Source organism: Streptococcus suis (assembly GCF_016775005.1).
Classification (GTDB): domain Bacteria; phylum Bacillota; class Bacilli; order Lactobacillales; family Streptococcaceae; genus Streptococcus; species Streptococcus suivaginalis.
On record NZ_JAEUXI010000001.1, the window covers coordinates 419,819 to 434,564 of the forward strand.

A 14,746-nucleotide genomic window follows, 5' to 3' on the forward strand; every position below is an offset into this window, starting at 1 on the left:
GACTACTAGGTTTTCGATTATTTTCCGGCTATTCATAGCGCACTAAAATAGCCCAGGCATCCTCGCCTGTGTGAGTTTGAATGATGGAACCTGTTTCCAAGACCGAAACCGGACTAGAAACTTTATCTGCCAGTTTTTCCTTTATTTCCTGGGCGAATTGAGGTGATCCTGAATAGGAAACACCAATCTCAGCAACTGACTTTTGGGACAGGCTCTGGCTAAATTCATCCAGCCATTTCTTGAAGGTTTTGGCTCCGCGACCTTTGACAACTGGATTCAATTGATGGTCGGTCATCTCCATAATGACACGGATATTGAGCAGGGAGCTGAGTAAACCAGTAACTCGACCGATACGCCCCCCCTTGACTAGGTTTTCCAAGGTTGAAACCCCAATAAACAATTGGGTTTTTTCTTTGATTTCTTCTAGCTTAGCCAAGATTTCTTCCTTGCTCGCTCCAGCCTGTGCCATTTTTGCGGCTGCTACTACCTGGAATTTGGCTGCCTGGTCTGTAAAGCCTGAATCTATAACCGTTACATCTGCACCTGAAAGACTAGCCCCTTGGCGAGCGGCTTCAACAGTTCCAGAAAGGGCGTGAGAAAGATGGATAGCGATGATTTGACTGCCATCCTTCGCTAAGTCTGAAAAAGTCTCTGCAAACAAGCCAACAGGAGGTTGACTGGTTTTTGGTAAATGCTTGCTTTGACGCATCAATTGAAGAAACTGGCCTTCTGACAAATCCGCATCGGAATACACCACTCCATCCACCATAACTGATAAAGGAACACGGGTGATGTCCAATTCTGCCAACAGACTTTCTTCCATTGTCGTGCTTGAATCCGTTACAATTTTAACTCGTGACATACAACTTCCTACTTTTCTTTTCAATGAATACCACTATTATATCAAATTTGGGCCAATTTTTGGAAATTTTATAATAATAACCTAAAAGAAAAAGGATAGAGTCCCTACCCTTTTTCGACTAATTCTCTGGCTTGTGCGCGTGCTGCAGCAGATACAGTGTCGCCGGCAAGCATTTTCGCAATTTCTTCGATGCGCTCTTCCATTTCCAACAAGCGGACCCGTGAAATTGTCTTTTCTTGATCTGAAACCTTTTCAATAAAGAACTGGTGATCCGCTATAGCGATTACCTGAGGCAGGTGGGAAATCGCCAAAACTTGGCCAAATTGCCCAATCTTGTAAATCTTTTGAGCGATGGCCTGAGCAACTCGACCTGATACCCCCGTGTCAACTTCGTCGAACACAATTGCGGTCTTGCCTTCCTTACGAGCCAAGGCGGATTTAATAGCCAACATCAGGCGGGATAATTCTCCTCCAGAAGCTACTTTTACCAAGGGTTTCAAGTCTTCACCAGGGTTGGTTGCGATGTAGAATTCTACTGTTTGGTTACCTTCTCGGTTAAACTTACCCTTGAAAAATTGCACTTGAAAGCGAGCTTTTTCCATATACAGGTCTTTCAACTCTTGTGCAATATCTGCTTCCAATTCCTTAGCTAAGCCTTGTCTAGCTACTAGCAACTGATCTGCCAAGGAAACCAATTGTTTTTCTAAATGTTTTAATTGGCCTTCAAAATCTTGCTCCCCTTGATTTCGACCAGTTAAGAGATTGTATTCTTCTGTAATCTTGTCCAAATAGTCCAAGACATGGGCCAGGTCGCCTCCATATTTCTTGGTCATGGAGTGAATCACATCCAAACGTTGTTCCAGTTGCAGTAAACGATTGCCATCAAAATCCAGATCGTCGATGATGTCTCCCAAACGCTTAGTCACTTCTTCAACGACATAGTAGGACTCTGTCAAATTTGTGGACAGTTCTTTATAGTCTGGATCAAATTCTTCCAAACTTTGTAAATCATTCATGGCAGATCGAAGATTGGATAGGCTGGAAAAATCTTCATTGTCCAGTAGAACAAAGGCGTTGGTCAATGTATCTGCAATCTGCTTATGATTCAAAAGACGGTCACGTTCTTGATGGAGCTGGCGATCTTCACCCGCCTTGAGTTCTGCCGCCTCAATCTCAGCAATCTGGTACTCCAGCATCTCGATGCGGGCCTTATGCTCTAATTCATTGCGCTGTTTTTCAAGCACTAGCTTGCGCATGGTACGATAGGACTCAAAGGCCTCTTGGTAAGCTGTTTTCAATTCCCAAAAAGCTTGGTCGCCAAAACTATCCAATAAACGGATATGGTGCTGGGCCTTCATCAATTCTTCTTGATCATGTTGGCCATGAATATCTACTAAGAATTGGCCGACTTGTTTGAGGACAGACAAATTAACCAATTGACCGTTGATTCGGCTGACAGATCGCCCATTTTGTAGGATTTCCCGACGGATAATCAGCTCATCGGTCACCTCAATCCCCTGCTCTTCCAATACTTGCTCCAGGGCTCTGCTTTGTTCCAAGGAAAAAAGACCCTCAATCTCAGCTTTGGGACAGCCGTGGCGGATAACATCTGTCGTCGCGCGTGCTCCCAGCATCAGGTTCATGGCGTCGATGATGATCGATTTTCCGGCGCCTGTCTCCCCTGTTAAGACGGTCATACCTTTGTCAAAGGTCAAGGAGACTTCTTCAATAATGGCAAAGTTCTTGATCGAAATATCTAGTAACATCCTACCACATCCTTATTGTCTGCTGGATTTGCGGAAGATAATCTTCATCTTTCACAATCAGCAAAATGCTATCATCATCAGCGATGACGCTGAAGACTTGGTCCCCAAACTGCTCCAAAATTTGGCGCTTAATCACCAAGGCGGAACCTGGAACCAGGTCAATATGGATCATCTTGTCCATGCTTCTCAAGTGTAGGATTGACTTGGTTTCTGGTGATTTTTGCTTGGGCTTTGGCAAACCGTAAATGTAGGTGTTATCGGCCGTTGGAACCTTGATAATCCCCAATTCTTTAATATCACGCGAAACAGTCGCCTGTGTTGCCTGAACCCCAAAGTCTTTCAGGCGCTCTACAATCTCATCTTGGGTATCGATTGGATAGCGGACTACCAGGTCCTGTATTAATTCTAAACGTTCTTTTTTATTCATCCTTCTGAAATTCCTCATGTGCCAATTGAACCAACTGAGAAAGGTTGATTGTGGTCTCAAACTGGGCTGATTCTGATTTTTCAAGCAGGGCTAAAAATTCAATATTACCATGCCCGCCTTGGACTGGAGAAAAGGTCAAACCCTTGACAGAAAAACCTGTTGCAATAGCCATTGCAGTTACTTGCTCTAAAACTTTGAGATGGACAGCCTTGTCCTTGACAATGCCATTTTTCCCAATCTGTTCCCGTCCGGCTTCAAATTGTGGTTTAACCAAGGCAACCACCTGGCCCTTGTCTGCCAAAATGCCATGCAGAGCTGGCAAAATCAAGTTCAGGGAGATGAAGCTGACATCAATAGAGGCAAAGGTCGGTTGCCCTGCTTCAAAATCAGCTAACTCAGCATAGCGGAAATTATACTGCTCCATGCTGATAACCCGCTCATCCTGACGCAATTTCCACGCCAGCTGATTGGTACCGACATCCACTGCATAGACCTGCTTGGCACCTGCCTGCAACATAACATCCGTAAATCCACCTGTCGAAGCTCCAATATCAATCGTTGTCTGCCCTTCAACTGATAATTCGAAAAACTCCATGGCTTTCTCTAATTTGAGACCACCTCGACTGACATACTTGAGTTTTTCGCCCTTGAGCTTGAGTTCAATTCCCTCGTCAATTTTCTCGCCAGGTTTATCATAGCGTTCGCCATTGATGACGGATACAACTAAGCCAGCCATAACTCCACGCTTAGCCTGCTCCCGCGTCTCGAAAAGCCCCTGTTTATAAGCTAATACATCTACTCTTTCCTTAGCCATTGATTCGTAAACTTTCTATCAATTGATACACTTCTTGCCCCTTAAAGCCATTGTGTTCTTCTAATTCCTTAAAAATAGCCACAGCCTTATTCAATGAATCCTGAACAATGAATTTGGACTCCTCCAATCCTAACAAACTTGGATAAGTTGCTTTTTCAGCCGCCAAATCTTTCTGAGGCGTTTTGCCCAATTCATCAAAATCTGCCGTCACATCTAAAATGTCATCTCGAACCTGAAAGGCATGACCAATCAACATCCCAGCTTGCCACAAGGAACCGACAACAGAACTAGGCTGTTGCGCAATAATCCCTGCTGCATGAAATGGATAGGTCAAAAGACGACCTGTCTTATTTTCATGAATTTTAATTAGGTCAAAAATTTCCATCTCTTTTCCTTCACCTAGCATGTCCAGCATTTGACCGCCGACCATCCCAAAGGTTCCAGATGCTAATGACATAAGCTGTACCAATTCAAGTAAAACTTGATTTGGCAAATCAGCCAGAGACAAGAGACCAAAAGCGTCTAAAAAGAGGCTATCGCCTGCTAAAATAGCTGTCGCTTCGTCAAATTTCTTATGGTTAGTCAGTCGACCTCTACGATAATCATCATTATCCATAGCTGGCAAATCATCATGAATCAGGCTTCCCGTGTGAATCATCTCTAAGGCAGCGGCCACTTGGTAGTGGGCTTGCTGCAGTTCAACCCCAAATCCTTCCACGATTTGAAGCAATAAGACCGGTCGAATCCTTTTTCCACCACCATCAATCGAATACAAAATCGCATCAATCAATTCTTCTGAAACAATGGTTCCACGCTTGTAATAAAAATCGCGAATTTCCTGATCAATCCGTTTCACATCAACCATTATTCATCTCCGCTTCACTACCATCAGCCTGCATGACCTTGACCAAGGTCTTTTCAGCTTCCGCCAGTGTCTTTTGCAGGTCTTTAGACAGAATCATTCCTTTTTGAAACTCGGCAAGTGCCTCTTCCAAGGCCACATCGCCCTGTTCCAACTTGGTCACGATTCCTTCTAATTCAGCTAAGTTTTCTTCAAATGTTTTCGTCTTTTTGGACATGATTTACCTCCACTTGTAGCTGACCGTCTCGCATGCGAACTGTCAACCGATCATTCTCTTCAATTGCTGTGACACTATCTGCCACTCGTCCTTCTTTTTCCACTAGAGCATAACCACGGGCTACAATGCGACTGGTATCCAGCATGGTCAAGGCTTCCATAAGTTTATCTGCTTTTGCTACCTTATTATCATAGATATTTGCCATATTGCTCTTCAGTAGGCGTTGTTGCTGACCAACTTTTTCAATTAATCCTTCCAGTCTTCGTTCAAGCTGGATGCCCTGCAGGCGCTGATCAAGTAAAAGACTAGCCTGTTTTTGTTGCCCATAGACTTCTCTCATTCGTACTTGAAGTTGATGAGTCAGTCTATCTAATTTTTGTACATAGCCATCATAGAGGCGCTCGGGTTGACGAAAGAGGACGGATTGGCTAATTTTTTCAACCTGTCCACGCAAGTATTTCAACCGATTGGTCATGGCCTGAAAAGATCGGGTTTCCTGCTGGTTCAAATAACCCAACAAATCAGCCTTGGTGACTGGGGTAGCCAGTTCTGCTGCTGCAGTTGGTGTTGCCGCCCGCCTATCTGCTACAAAATCAGCCAAGGTCGTATCCGTTTCATGCCCCACGCTGGAAATGATAGGAATGCGAGATTCAAAAATCGCTCGCACCACTCGCTCTTCATTAAAAGCCCAGAGGTCTTCGATGGACCCGCCACCACGACCGACGATGAGAACATCTAAATCTTCACGCTGGTTGGCACGTTGAATATTGGTCGCTACTTCCTTAGCCGCCCCATCTCCTTGAACCTTTGTCGGATAGAGGACAATTTCCACTCCAGGAAAGCGGCGGCTAACGGTTGTAATAATATCCTGAATAACCGCTCCGCTTGGACTAGTAATCACGCCGATTTTTTTCGTAAAACGTGGCAAGACTTGCTTGAATTCTGGTTTAAACAGTCCTTCGTCTGCCAAAGCTTTCTTCAACTGCTCAAACTTGATTGCCAAGGCACCAATCCCATCCGGCTCTGCTTTTTCAATGACGATGGAATAGGACCCGCTTGGTTCATAGAGCTGAACACGGCCGACGGCATTGATCTTCATCCCCTCTTCCAGTTCAAATCCTAGCTGTTTATAGACCCCTGCCCACATGGTCGCTTGAATGACAGCCTTATCGTCTTTCAAGGAAAAATACTGATGACTTGGTCGCTTACGGAAGTTGGACACTTGACCAGTCAGGTAAACACGTTCCAAATAGGGATCTCGATCAAACTTTAATTTTAAATACTTGGTTAGATGGCTAACCGACAGATATTCAACCATGCCCACTCCTTCTCTACTGTATCCCTACTATTATATCAAAAATTCCCTCTAATTTCCTCTTTGAAAAAACGGCTTTTTCTGATTAAAATTACTGTAAATTTTTCCAATTTACTATATAATATTATCAAGAACTTCAAGGAGAAAAATATGAAATTAGATGATCTGAGACAAAGTAAAAACATAGAAGATCGCCGAGAGCAATCCAGTTCTGGTATAAACTATCGACAGGCAAGTGGCGGTAGCAACCTTCTCTTTAGCCTCCTCTTTTCAAGACTGGGATGGAAGGGCAAATTGGTCTTGATTCTGGTCTTTCTACTTTTTGGCGGAATGTCTGGCTTGGGAAATCTCTTGCCAGGATCGACCTCCTATAACCAATACCAGTCCAGTCAGGTAACGACCTCTGGCACCAATATCTCCGACCAAGATGCCATTTTCATGAGTAAGGTCCTAGGCTCAACAGAAGACTTTTGGACACAAGAATTTGCCAACAATGGCTATACATATGACGCTCCAACTCTGGTCTTCTACTCCGATCAGACCCAAACTGGATGCGGAATCGGTTCTTCTCAAGCAGGTCCCTTCTACTGTTCTGCAGATCAAAAAATCTATATTGATACGACCTTTTATCAAGAATTGTCCAACCGCTACAATGCCGCAGGCGACTTTGCTATGGCATACGTTATTGCTCACGAAGTTGGACACCATGTTCAAAACGAATTGGGAATCCTTGGTGCCTATCATCAAAAACGCGCCCAGTTATCTGATAAAGAAGGTAATGCCCTCAACGTTCGTTTGGAGCTACAAGCGGACTACTATGCTGGAGCATGGGCCAAATACGTGGAAGGTCAAGGTCTCCTGGAGGTTGGAGACATAGAAGAGGCAATGAATGCAGCTCATGCTGTTGGTGATGATACCCTCCAACAAGAAGCCTATGGCCGTACCGTTCCTGATAGTTTCACACATGGGACCTCTGCCCAACGTAAAAAATGGTTTGACCTCGGTTATACCCACGGTGACTTAGCGCACGGGGATACATTCTCTGTTGCCAATCCTTAAAAATGCAATCCCTAGTCAAAAGACTGGGGATTTTCTTATATAAAAAACGAGGTCAGCTCTTGCCAACCTCATCTATTTTTTCTATTTCCCACTTCTGACACAGGCTTCATAAGTTTGCTCCATAAGCATAGTAATGGTCATAGGCCCAACTCCTCCTGGAACTGGGGTGATGTGGCTGGCTAGATCTGCCACTTCATCATACTTGACATCCCCAATCAGTTTGCCATTTTCATCCCGGTTCATGCCCACATCAATCACGACTGCACCTGGCTTGATGAAATCCTTGGTCACAAAATGTCCACGGCCAATGGCAACGACAAGAATATCCGCTTGACGAGCCAATTCTGGCAGATTTTGTGTCCGAGAATGGGCAATGGTTACCGTCGCATTAGCATCCAGCAGAAGCTGGGCCATGGGTTTTCCCACAATATTGGAACGACCGATGACAAGGGCTGACTTGCCTTCTAGGTCAATCTGGTATTCCTTGAACATCTCCATAATCCCTGCTGGAGTAGAGGGAATCATGACCGGATGGCCAGACCAGAATTTCCCCATATTGGTCGGATGAAAACCGTCCACATCCTTGTCTGGATCAATAGCCAACAAAACTTTTTCTTCGCTGATGTGGGCGGGTAGAGGTAACTGTACCAAAATACCATGCCATTCATCAGATTGATTGTAGCCTTCGATTAATTCCAACAATTCAGCTTCTGAAATAGTATCCGGTACTCTCACCACCTCGCTCTTAAATCCTGCTGCAAGGGCTGAACGCTCTTTGTTGCGAACATAGACCTGACTAGCAGGGTCTTCACCCACCAAAATAACAACAAGACCTGGCACCAAGCCTTTTTCCTCTTTTAATTGAGCTGTTTTTTCTGCCAAGGCAGCCTGCATTTTTACTGCCAAAGCCTTTCCATCAATCACGACCATCTCTTGAATTCTCCTCACTTTTTTCTTCATTATACCTTATTTTTCAACCTTCTGACTCACTTACTTCCCAAAATCACCAAAAAATATAAAAAACTCCGAACAATGTCGGAGTTAATCTTACAAGACTTTAGATAAGAAATCCTTGGTCCGTTCTTCTTTGGTGTGTTCGAAAACTTCTTCTGGCGTGCCATCTTCAACAATGACACCTCCATCCATGAAGATAACACGGTCAGCCACCTCACGCGCAAATCCCATCTCATGGGTCACGATGACCATGGTCATCCCAGACTTAGCCAGGTCCTGCATAACCGCAAGGACCTCACCGACCATCTCAGGGTCAAGGGCAGAGGTCGGCTCATCAAAGAGCAAGACATCTGGATCCATAGCCAAACCACGTGCAATGGCAATCCGCTGCTGCTGACCACCTGAAAGACTTTGTGGATAGGCTTGCGCCTTATCTGGCAGCCCAACCTTTTCAAGCAATTCCTTAGCCTTAGCTTCAGCTTCTGCCTTTGCAATGCCTTTTGTCTTAATTGGAGACAGGGTAATATTTTCCAAGACTGTCATATTTGGGAAAAGATTAAACTGTTGGAAAACCATCCCCATCTTTTCACGCATCTTGAAAATATCATTTGATTTATCTGTAATATCAACCCCTTCAAAAGTCACCGTTCCCTTGGTCGGAACTTCCAAGAGATTCATGGTCCGCAAGAAGGTTGATTTTCCTGATCCAGAAGGTCCGATAATGACAACCACCTGGCCTTGTTGGATATCCAAGTCAATGCCTTTTAAGACTTCATTTTTTCCGAAATACTTATGCAAATTTCTGATTGAGATAATGGCATTAGTCATGGCTCTGACCTCCCTTGTTTAATTTCTTCTCAAAGCGCGTGATGGCAAACGTCAAAATACTGGTCATCATCAAATAATAAGCGGCTGCTACAAAGTACGGCTCTCTAGTCAGATAAGTCATGGTTGCAACAGAACCTGCACCATTCCACAACTCAATCACACCAATGGTTGCCAACAATGAACTGTCCTTGACAATGGTCACAAATTCATTTCCCAAAGCAGGCAGGATGTTTTTAATAGCCTGGGGCATAATGACATAGCGCATAGCCTGAACCGGACGAATCCCTAGCGAGAAGGCTGCCTCTAGCTGACCTTTTGGAACAGCATTGATTCCTGCACGGATAGTCTCTGATACATAGGCGCCAGAGTTCATCGAAAGAATGACAATTCCTGGAATCAATCGTGTCAAATCCACTGACAACACACCCAATTGAAAAGTTGGTGCAGACAGGTGCATCATCGAAAAAGCAATCATAATCTGCACTAACATGGGTGTTCCACGGAAAATCCATACATACAGATTTGCAAACCAAACCAAGACCTTCCACTTACTGCGTTGAGCCAAAGCCAAAAGAAGACCTAAAATACTTCCGAAAAAGACAACAAAGAAGGCGATAATAATGGTTACCAAAGCTCCGTAATTAAAATAGCCTATATATTTTGAAAGAAAAGAAAAATCCATTTACATACTCCTAATCAACGATTTTCATAATTATACCACGATGTGCATAAAAATTCAAATATAAGGAAAAAATATTCAGAAGAAAAAGCGCTTCGTCAGCGCCTTCTTCGTCTCTTCTAGTAAAGAAGCTCGTAAATTTCCATTGCAATCAAATCAATGCTGTCAAAAGTATAGGTTTCTCTTGCAGCAACGTCTCTCAATGTAAAGACTGCACCATTGACTTCATCATTACTATAAGCAACCTCTGCCACAACGACACCCTCACGTTCAAAGTTGCGTTTCAAGGTTCCGCCATCACTGGCCATAGCCTGCAAACGGCTAATGATTCTCACCAAATGTGATTCCATAAAATGTCTCCTAATTCTTAGTATAGGTATATTTTACCACACTTTTGATAATTTGTAAGTATTTTAGCTGGATAATCCCCTATTTTCCTTCCTTTTCTATTGGTTGATTTCGTGGTAAAATACAAGAAGAAAGGGGTTTCATCTATAAATACTCACAAATTCATCTTTATGCAATCACATCCCTTCAAAAATGGGACAGATTTTGTTCCCAAAACGAAACTACTGAAAACGAGAAAGGAAGATAGCAGATTCTTGCATTTTAATGGAAACTTGATATAATTGACTTATATTTGACCTTTATTGACTAATAGTTTTTGGTCAGAAAATAGAAAAGAGGGAACGATATGCTTTGCCATAACTGTAAAATCAATGACGCAACCATCCATCTCTATACCAACCTAAACGGAAAACAACAACAGGTTGACCTCTGCCACAACTGCTATCAAATCATGAAAACTGATCCTAATAATGCCATTTTGAAAGGGCTCGGTGATTTAGCCAATCCCAACAATATGGATCCCTTCAGCGAATTTTTCAATCATCTAGGTGGCTATCCAGGTCATACACCAGCAGGAAAGGCACGAAACCAAACACCACCTACACAGTCAGGTGGAGGCAGCAATGGCAATGGTGGTCATCAGCAGCCACCACAAAAGCCAAACGGTTTATTAGAAGAATTTGGTATCAATGTCACAGAAATTGCCCGTCGTGGCGATATTGATCCTGTCATTGGTCGCGATCAAGAAATCCGACGAGTGATTGAAATTCTCAACCGCCGTACTAAGAACAACCCAGTTCTCATTGGCGAGCCAGGAGTTGGTAAAACCGCTGTCGTTGAAGGCCTGGCCCAAAAAATTGTAGATGGCGATGTACCACAAAAATTGCAAGGTAAGGAAGTCATCCGCCTAGATGTTGTTAGCCTTGTTCAAGGAACTGGTATCCGAGGTCAGTTTGAAGAACGCATGCAAAAACTCATGGAAGAAATTCGGAACCGTCGCGAGATTATCCTCTTTATTGACGAAATCCATGAGATAGTTGGTGCAGGTTCAGCAGGCGATGGCAATATGGATGCAGGCAATATCCTCAAACCGGCCCTAGCACGTGGAGAAATGCAGCTGGTTGGAGCAACTACGCTAAATGAGTACCGTATTATCGAAAAAGATGCAGCCTTGGAACGCCGGATGCAGCCAGTAAAGGTTGATGAGCCGAGTGTGGAGGAAACTATTACCATTCTCAAGGGTATTCAGAGCAAGTACCAAGACTACCATCATGTCAAATATACGGATGCAGCAATCGAGGCCGCTGCAGTTCTCTCTAACCGTTACATTCAGGATCGCTTCTTACCAGATAAAGCCATTGACCTTTTGGATGAGGCAGGCTCTAAGATGAACTTGACCCTCAACTTTGTAGATCCCAAAGAAATTGATCAACGCTTGATTGAAGCTGAAAATCGTAAAGCACAAGCTACCCGCGACGAAGATTACGAAAAAGCAGCCTACTACCGTGACCAAATCGCCAAATACAAGGAAATGCAAAAGGCAACCTTGAGCGAAGAAGACACACCACTCATTACTGAAAAAGAAATCGAAGCCATTGTCGAGCAAAAAACCAATATCCCCGTTGGTGACCTCAAAGAAAAAGAGCAATCTCAACTCATCAACCTAGCCAGCGACCTCAAAGCCCACGTCATTGGGCAAGATGACGCAGTGGATAAGATTTCCAAGGCCATTCGCCGCAACCGTGTTGGCCTAGGAGCGCCGAATCGTCCAATCGGCTCCTTCCTCTTTGTCGGACCAACAGGTGTCGGAAAAACCGAACTGTCCAAACAATTAGCCATTGAACTCTTTGGTTCAGCAGACAGCATGATCCGCTTCGATATGTCTGAATATATGGAGAAACATGCTGTAGCCAAGCTAGTTGGTGCTCCTCCAGGATATGTGGGCTATGAAGAAGCCGGTCAACTAACTGAAAAAGTACGCCGTAATCCTTACTCCCTCATCTTGCTCGATGAGGTTGAAAAAGCCCACCCTGATGTTATGCATATGTTCCTTCAGGTTCTAGACGATGGTCGCTTGACAGATGGACAAGGTCGAACTGTCAGCTTTAAGGATACTATCATTATCATGACATCAAATGCTGGTACTGGAAAAGTGGAAGCCAGCGTCGGATTCGGTGCAGCAATGGAAGGCAGAACCCACTCTGTTCTGAACCAACTCGGTAACTTCTTTAGTCCAGAATTTATGAACCGTTTTGACGGTATCATCGAATTTCAGCCACTCAGCAAGGAAAACCTTCTCGAAATTGTCAGTCTCATGTTAGAAGATGTTAACAAGCGCCTTTCTAACAATGGTATCAATCTCCATGTTACTGAAAAGGTCAAGGAAAAACTGGTTGACTTGGGTTACGATCCAAAAATGGGAGCTCGTCCACTCCGCAGAACCATTCAAGATCAGATTGAGGATGCCATTACGGATTTCTATCTGGAGCATCCGCAAGAAAAAGACTTGCGTGCCATCATGAATCCTAAAGGCGACATCATCATCAAAGCCAATCAGAAAAAGTAAATCAACCCACTGAATAAGCCTAAAAATAGCACCCTGCATCTTGCTGGGTGCTATTTTTGTAAGAGGTTATCCTTTTGAGATACAGGTTTGCAATTTTTTGAAATAGAGAACTCCCTTGTTCAGGGTCATGGACAAATGACCAGATTCAACCAGGTAATCTAAGTGGGCCATAGTTTCCCCACTAGCAAACCATTTCTGTGGTTTCGGAAATTGGTCCCAAGAATCTGCCTTAATGCGCCATTTGATACGAGCCGACACATCCCGTACAGTCACTTTTTCATCAATTCCAATCGCATCCAATATCTCCTGCATCCGTTCAAAATGATGGTCAATTAACTGGTCAATGCGACTGACATGGTCATCAATGACCTTACGGTGACCAGGGAATAAGGTAATCTTCGGCATCTTACGTAAGCGACCTAGAGTCTCCATATAGGTCTTCAGGATATTTGGGTACTCCCAGCCCCAGAAGGTAATATTGGGCGTAATTGGATCCAAAACCGTATCAGCACTAAATAAAATTTGTTTGTCCCTATCATACAAACCAATATGACCCGGAGTATGTCCAATTAAATCCAAAATTTCAAAATCAAAGTTTCCAAATTGGAAATGGCTACCAATCTCTAGAACCTGAAATGGAACCGCTCGATCCAAGCAGAAACGATAGCCTGGATTGTCTTCAATTGCCATCTCCTGGTCCGAAATGCCATAAAGAGTTTTAAAACTTTCCAACATGTTCCAGTACTCTCCACTTGCCATAGCATTAAAGAGATCACCATCCACCTTCCCAGCAAAAATTCTTGCCCCACGATCATAAAAATAAGTCGCTAAACCAGAATGATCCGCATGAAGATGAGTAATCACTAAATCCACCGATTGGATTGAAATACCGAGGACAGCTAAGCCAGCTTCCATATCCGCCAAGGATTCAGGATGGTTGTAGCCTGTGTCAATAACCAAGCTCCGCTCTTCCCCTCGGATAATATAGGAGTGGATTTCCCGCAAGGGACTATTGGGCAAACAAATAGGAAAGGTATAGATGCCAGGGTAAACTTCTCTCATGCTTGATTCCTCCTTGACAGGTCTTTCATATTTCTAGTATAACATAGGTTTCCAGGCGAAAAAACTTACAATCCCTAATGCTTTCCATAAGGAAAATTCATAAAAACATGGTATAATGACAGAACAAAGTAGGAAAAATTTAGAAAATTGTGACAGATGGAGGAAACAGAGATGGACCACGCAACATTCGGAGTCAAAGAAGAAAATGTAACCTATACCAACCGATATGGAGTGTACGCTGTCATTTCTAATCCTGAAAAGACGCATATTATCCTGGTCCAAGCCCCAAATGGCGCCTGGTTTTTGCCTGGCGGCGAGATTGAAGAGGGGGAAAATCACCTGACCGCATTGGAAAGAGAACTGATAGAAGAGCTTGGCTTCACCGCAACAATCGGCCAGTATTACGGCCAAGCTGACGAATATTTTTACTCTAGTCACCGCGATACCTACTACTACAATCCAGCCTATATCTACCAAGTCTTGGATTACCAAGAAGTCGGCAAGCCCTTAGAAGATTTCAATCATCTTGCTTGGTTTCCAGTGGAAGAAGCCATCCAACTGCTCAAACGCGGCAGTCATAAATGGGGAATCGAACAATGGAAAATCGGTCAAGCCGCAAAGAAAGACTAGAAAATTCACATCAAGAATGCTATAATAAAGCAAAAGGATAGGAGGTCATGCATGAAAATTATCAATACGACCAATAGTCACGCCCAACTGGTACAAAGTCAACTCGCCAATACCGATGCCTTCCTAGTTGAAACCTATTCAGCTGGAAATACGGATGTGATTTTTACACAGGCACCCCGCCACTATGAATTGCTGATTAGCAACAAATACCGTGCTGTCCAACAATCTGAGATTGAGAAGATTCGTGATTTCTTCCTCCATCGCAAAATTGACGAACGGACCATCAACAAGGCGGCTATCCGTACGATTCACACCGATAGATTGATTGAAATGTCTATCCCTATTGTCACTGAATAA

The 14,746-nt window shown here is 43.7% G+C and carries 16 protein-coding genes; 4 read left to right on the forward strand and 12 right to left on the reverse strand.

The window, feature by feature from the left end; genetic code table 11:
- Window positions 1–28: 28 nt before the first annotated feature.
- The 7 genes from JNG37_RS01890 to xseA form a co-directional block, all read right to left on the reverse strand.
- Window positions 29–862 (reverse strand): DegV family protein, encoded by an 834-nt coding sequence (locus JNG37_RS01890; protein WP_158455467.1) that lies wholly within the window; start codon window positions 860–862, stop codon window positions 29–31.
- A gap of 104 nt (window positions 863–966) precedes the next feature.
- Window positions 967–2,628, reverse strand: a complete 1,662-nt coding sequence (gene recN, locus JNG37_RS01895) for a DNA repair protein RecN (protein ID WP_158455469.1) — start codon at window positions 2,626–2,628, stop codon at window positions 967–969.
- Window position 2,629: 1 nt separating this feature from the next.
- Complete coding sequence (locus JNG37_RS01900) at window positions 2,630–3,055, reverse strand: arginine repressor (RefSeq protein ID WP_158455471.1); 426 nt, start codon at window positions 3,053–3,055, stop codon at window positions 2,630–2,632.
- Window positions 3,048–3,869 (reverse strand): TlyA family RNA methyltransferase, encoded by an 822-nt coding sequence (locus JNG37_RS01905; protein ID WP_158455473.1) that lies wholly within the window; start codon window positions 3,867–3,869, stop codon window positions 3,048–3,050. Before JNG37_RS01905 ends, JNG37_RS01900 begins: the two co-directional genes overlap by 8 nt.
- A complete protein-coding gene (locus tag JNG37_RS01910; RefSeq protein ID WP_158455475.1) occupies window positions 3,862–4,734 on the reverse strand; it encodes a polyprenyl synthetase family protein in 873 nt (290 codons plus the stop codon). The genes JNG37_RS01905 and JNG37_RS01910 overlap by 8 nt, the downstream gene beginning before the upstream one ends.
- Window positions 4,727–4,948 carry an exodeoxyribonuclease VII small subunit gene (locus tag JNG37_RS01915; protein ID WP_158455477.1) on the reverse strand — a complete coding sequence of 74 codons (222 nt, stop codon included), beginning with the start codon at window positions 4,946–4,948 and terminating at the stop codon, window positions 4,727–4,729. Before JNG37_RS01915 ends, JNG37_RS01910 begins: the two co-directional genes overlap by 8 nt.
- Entirely contained in the window at window positions 4,923–6,266 is a 1,344-nt protein-coding gene (gene xseA / locus JNG37_RS01920; RefSeq protein ID WP_158455479.1) for an exodeoxyribonuclease VII large subunit, read from the reverse strand. Before xseA ends, JNG37_RS01915 begins: the two co-directional genes overlap by 26 nt.
- A 147-nt stretch (window positions 6,267–6,413) precedes the next feature.
- Here xseA and ypfJ point away from each other — a divergent pair, with 147 nt between their 5' ends.
- The gene (gene ypfJ, locus JNG37_RS01925; RefSeq protein ID WP_158455481.1) at window positions 6,414–7,322 is read left to right on the forward strand and encodes a KPN_02809 family neutral zinc metallopeptidase; all 909 of its coding nucleotides are present in this window, start codon (window positions 6,414–6,416) and stop codon (window positions 7,320–7,322) included.
- A gap of 81 nt (window positions 7,323–7,403) precedes the next feature.
- On the opposite strand, the gene JNG37_RS01930 is transcribed toward ypfJ, so the two are convergent.
- From JNG37_RS01930 to JNG37_RS01945, 4 genes are all read right to left on the reverse strand, one after another.
- A complete protein-coding gene (locus tag JNG37_RS01930; RefSeq protein ID WP_158455574.1) occupies window positions 7,404–8,252 on the reverse strand; it encodes a bifunctional methylenetetrahydrofolate dehydrogenase/methenyltetrahydrofolate cyclohydrolase in 849 nt (282 codons plus the stop codon).
- A 117-nt stretch (window positions 8,253–8,369) separates the two neighbouring features.
- The gene (locus JNG37_RS01935; RefSeq protein ID WP_158455483.1) at window positions 8,370–9,104 is read right to left on the reverse strand and encodes an amino acid ABC transporter ATP-binding protein; all 735 of its coding nucleotides are present in this window, start codon (window positions 9,102–9,104) and stop codon (window positions 8,370–8,372) included.
- Complete coding sequence (locus JNG37_RS01940; protein ID WP_158455485.1) at window positions 9,097–9,786, reverse strand: amino acid ABC transporter permease; 690 nt, start codon at window positions 9,784–9,786, stop codon at window positions 9,097–9,099. The genes JNG37_RS01935 and JNG37_RS01940 overlap by 8 nt, the downstream gene beginning before the upstream one ends.
- Before the next feature lie 116 nt (window positions 9,787–9,902).
- Complete coding sequence (locus JNG37_RS01945; RefSeq protein WP_158455487.1) at window positions 9,903–10,133, reverse strand: DUF1797 family protein; 231 nt, start codon at window positions 10,131–10,133, stop codon at window positions 9,903–9,905.
- A 344-nt stretch (window positions 10,134–10,477) separates the two neighbouring features.
- Between JNG37_RS01945 and JNG37_RS01950 the strand changes: the two genes are divergently transcribed.
- Complete coding sequence (locus JNG37_RS01950) at window positions 10,478–12,697, forward strand: ATP-dependent Clp protease ATP-binding subunit (protein ID WP_158455489.1); 2,220 nt, start codon at window positions 10,478–10,480, stop codon at window positions 12,695–12,697.
- Between the two features lie 66 nt (window positions 12,698–12,763).
- On the opposite strand, the gene JNG37_RS01955 is transcribed toward JNG37_RS01950, so the two are convergent.
- Complete coding sequence (locus tag JNG37_RS01955; protein WP_158455491.1) at window positions 12,764–13,759, reverse strand: MBL fold metallo-hydrolase; 996 nt, start codon at window positions 13,757–13,759, stop codon at window positions 12,764–12,766.
- 171 nt (window positions 13,760–13,930) lie between these two features.
- Here JNG37_RS01955 and JNG37_RS01960 point away from each other — a divergent pair, with 171 nt between their 5' ends.
- The gene (locus tag JNG37_RS01960; protein ID WP_158455493.1) at window positions 13,931–14,389 is read left to right on the forward strand and encodes an NUDIX hydrolase; all 459 of its coding nucleotides are present in this window, start codon (window positions 13,931–13,933) and stop codon (window positions 14,387–14,389) included.
- 51 nt (window positions 14,390–14,440) lie between these two features.
- Entirely contained in the window at window positions 14,441–14,746 is a 306-nt protein-coding gene (locus JNG37_RS01965; protein WP_158455495.1) for a DUF1827 family protein, read from the forward strand.

What these genes read in the sequence shown, in the direction of transcription:
- JNG37_RS01960 (WP_158455493.1), top strand. Translation starts at nt 13,931, where the DNA reads ATGGACCACGCAACATTCGGAGTCAAAGAAGAAAATGTAACCTATACC.
- JNG37_RS01945 (WP_158455487.1), bottom strand. Translation starts at nt 10,133, where the DNA reads ATGGAATCACATTTGGTGAGAATCATTAGCCGTTTGCAGGCTATGGCC.
- JNG37_RS01955 (WP_158455491.1), bottom strand. Translation starts at nt 13,759, where the DNA reads ATGAGAGAAGTTTACCCTGGCATCTATACCTTTCCTATTTGTTTGCCC.
- ypfJ (WP_158455481.1), top strand. Translation starts at nt 6,414, where the DNA reads ATGAAATTAGATGATCTGAGACAAAGTAAAAACATAGAAGATCGCCGA.
- recN (WP_158455469.1), bottom strand. Translation starts at nt 2,628, where the DNA reads ATGTTACTAGATATTTCGATCAAGAACTTTGCCATTATTGAAGAAGTC.
- JNG37_RS01940 (WP_158455485.1), bottom strand. Translation starts at nt 9,786, where the DNA reads ATGGATTTTTCTTTTCTTTCAAAATATATAGGCTATTTTAATTACGGA.
- JNG37_RS01950 (WP_158455489.1), top strand. Translation starts at nt 10,478, where the DNA reads ATGCTTTGCCATAACTGTAAAATCAATGACGCAACCATCCATCTCTAT.
- JNG37_RS01915 (WP_158455477.1), bottom strand. Translation starts at nt 4,948, where the DNA reads ATGTCCAAAAAGACGAAAACATTTGAAGAAAACTTAGCTGAATTAGAA.
- JNG37_RS01935 (WP_158455483.1), bottom strand. Translation starts at nt 9,104, where the DNA reads ATGACTAATGCCATTATCTCAATCAGAAATTTGCATAAGTATTTCGGA.
- xseA (WP_158455479.1), bottom strand. Translation starts at nt 6,266, where the DNA reads ATGGTTGAATATCTGTCGGTTAGCCATCTAACCAAGTATTTAAAATTA.
- JNG37_RS01890 (WP_158455467.1), bottom strand. Translation starts at nt 862, where the DNA reads ATGTCACGAGTTAAAATTGTAACGGATTCAAGCACGACAATGGAAGAA.
- JNG37_RS01930 (WP_158455574.1), bottom strand. Translation starts at nt 8,252, where the DNA reads ATGGTCGTGATTGATGGAAAGGCTTTGGCAGTAAAAATGCAGGCTGCC.
- JNG37_RS01965 (WP_158455495.1), top strand. Translation starts at nt 14,441, where the DNA reads ATGAAAATTATCAATACGACCAATAGTCACGCCCAACTGGTACAAAGT.
- JNG37_RS01910 (WP_158455475.1), bottom strand. Translation starts at nt 4,734, where the DNA reads ATGGTTGATGTGAAACGGATTGATCAGGAAATTCGCGATTTTTATTAC.
- JNG37_RS01900 (WP_158455471.1), bottom strand. Translation starts at nt 3,055, where the DNA reads ATGAATAAAAAAGAACGTTTAGAATTAATACAGGACCTGGTAGTCCGC.
- JNG37_RS01905 (WP_158455473.1), bottom strand. Translation starts at nt 3,869, where the DNA reads ATGGCTAAGGAAAGAGTAGATGTATTAGCTTATAAACAGGGGCTTTTC.